This is a genomic window from Psychrobacter sp. FME13, assembly GCF_014861395.1.
GTDB lineage: Bacteria > Pseudomonadota > Gammaproteobacteria > Pseudomonadales > Moraxellaceae > Psychrobacter.
The window spans coordinates 1-2,208 of the sequence record NZ_RRYV01000258.1; the positions used below are offsets into that span (position 1 = coordinate 1).

Here is a 2,208-nt window from a genome sequence, read left to right on the forward strand (position 1 = left end):
GGGCTTTATAAAACAGAGGTGATTGAATATTTAAAACAGCAGTGGCAAGGTGTGAACGATGTTGAATTAGCAACCCTAGAATGGGTCGATTGGTTTAACAAAACTCGCATTCATAGTACGATTAGTTATGTGTCGCCTTTTGAGTTTGAGAGACGATACTATGATAGTCTTTGTGAGTCAGACAAAGCTGCCTGACTCAAGCAATCCACTCTCCGATATAGTCGGGGCGGTTCATACTGTGAAAACAAGCACTCTAACCTCTCTGTGTCATTGCTAAAGCCCTTAGAGGAATAAAGACTATCAACTAACTTATCATTTTCTTCATGAGCTTTTCGCACCTCATCAGGCATCTTTTTGGGATCATACATGTCTCCTAAATTTAGCTCTGAATAACTTTCGCGAGCTTCAATGATATTAAGGGTTGCAATCTCTAGTTGAGCTAGTTTTCCTGAACTAATATTAGGTACAGGAAATGTATTATAAGAAATCCCAGAAGAATAACGAATGCGACTCTCTAATCGACCAGTTATAGCTCTAACCCATGTCATGTGGATATGAGAACTTATAATTGAAAAAATATAAATAGGAGCATCATAGATAACTTGCCCCAAATTCGTAATAATAGTTTCTTTATCGATGAAAGATATAGGTATATATGGTCTACGCTCTGACGATACTAACGGAATTACTATTTGATTGGTTTTAGATCTGTTTACCCATCGGAACTGATGAGGTCTATGAGCGCAGCTTCTAGCATTCATCCCACCACTTTCTCGTGATATACGTACTGCATCAATTACTGCATTTACTTCAGGGATGTTCTTAGCTTCTTCAAGCTCATCATCTTCAATCCATAGGCACCATCTGTAAGTACCTTTCAAAAGCTCATTTGAGCCCACAAGTTTCTTAAAATACTTTTCAGAAGTAGGACTTCCAACAATAAATTGTTGTTTCTCGTTATCTGTAAATATTAGGTTGCCACCATCATAAGGTTCGTTACCAACTTGCATTTTTGGTAAGTCACAAATCGAAGTCACCGCTTTATCTATTAAAATATTATCTGAATCAATTAGGTATGGGTTTATATTGGTGACTTCACGTCGAATTTCGTTCTCAAAGATAAACTTTTTCACAGATGTTTTTGACTCTTTCCTTAAACCTAAAATGCTAACAGTAACTCCTGCATTATTTTTTGCATTATTTCTCCACTTAAAATCCTTGTAAGCAAAGAAAATCTCTACATTGTAGTTAAAGATAATTTTCCATAGTAACGGTACTTGAGTTCCCTGACATACAGAGTTCGTTGTCACAAAGGCGAATGCACTTTTACTATTAATTACCTGAGCGGCCTTTATGAACCAGCATGCTATATAGTCTAGAGCCTTAGTATTTGTTAGCTCTTTTAAGCACTGTTTCATATCTTCTTTTTGTTCTTTACTTTGGTTTTTAGAGCCTATATACGGAGGGTTTCCGATAATATAGACTTCTTCCTTTTCTAGTGGAGGACAAGCCGCGAACCAATCGAGCTTTAGTGCATTACCATGAAAGATCCCCCCTGAAGCTTTCAAAGGAAGGGATGGGGCACAATCTCCAAACTCGGCTTTAAATTCTACATTCATCTGGTGCTCAGCCAACCAAAGAGACAGAATAGCAACCTCATGGGCAAAATCATCAAGCTCTATACCATAGAATTGAGAAAGCCTAATTCGTGAAAATGATGAATCTAGACTAATTTCATCAAAGAAATCATCTTGCTGACCGTTTTTTACTAGCTCTTGACGTAGCTTAATGACTTCCATCTCAAGTTTTCTAAGCTCTTTAAAGGCAATAATAAGGAAGTTACCTGAACCTGCATACGCATTACATTAGAAGGTGATGACATGACATAAACCCGTGAAAACTCTTATGTATTGAGCTATGCTGAAAAAACCGTAGAGATAAACTTGGTAAACTAAGCGTATTAACAGGAGTTTACCATGACCAAGAAAGTAAGAACCTACAGTGACGAATTTAAAGCCGAGGCCGTCAAGAAGATATCAGACAATAATGGCAATATCTCAGCCACTGCAAAGCAGCTTGGCATTGCCATGCAAACGCTATCAAATTGGCATAACAAAGCCAATCAAGGCAAGCTTGTCGGCACAGAGCAATACGATCCTGATCTTATGAGTGCTCTTCAAGAAATAAAGCAGCTCAAGCGGCAGCTCA

At 38.0% G+C, this 2,208-nt stretch carries 3 protein-coding genes and 1 pseudogene; 2 read left to right on the plus strand and 2 right to left on the minus strand.

Annotation, left to right across the window (positions count from 1 at the left end; all coding sequences use genetic code 11):
• Window positions 1-195: IS3 family transposase (locus EI164_RS15720; RefSeq protein WP_192519320.1), on the plus strand; the 195-nt coding region annotated here is incomplete at its 5' end.
• Here EI164_RS15720 and EI164_RS17420 read toward each other — a convergent pair.
• Both EI164_RS17420 and EI164_RS17425 read right to left on the minus strand, forming a co-directional pair.
• A complete protein-coding gene (locus EI164_RS17420) occupies window positions 159-1,133 on the minus strand; it encodes a type IIL restriction-modification enzyme MmeI (protein ID WP_318779568.1) in 975 nt (324 codons plus the stop codon). The two genes, EI164_RS15720 and EI164_RS17420, sit on opposite strands and share 37 nt — an antisense overlap.
• Window positions 1,134-1,841: pseudogene (locus tag EI164_RS17425) on the minus strand (DNA methyltransferase); the annotation flags it as partial.
• 135 nt (window positions 1,842-1,976) lie between these two features.
• Here EI164_RS17425 and EI164_RS15730 point away from each other — a divergent pair.
• On the plus strand, window positions 1,977-2,208 hold a 232-nt coding region (locus tag EI164_RS15730), incomplete at its 3' end, for a transposase (RefSeq protein WP_192518743.1).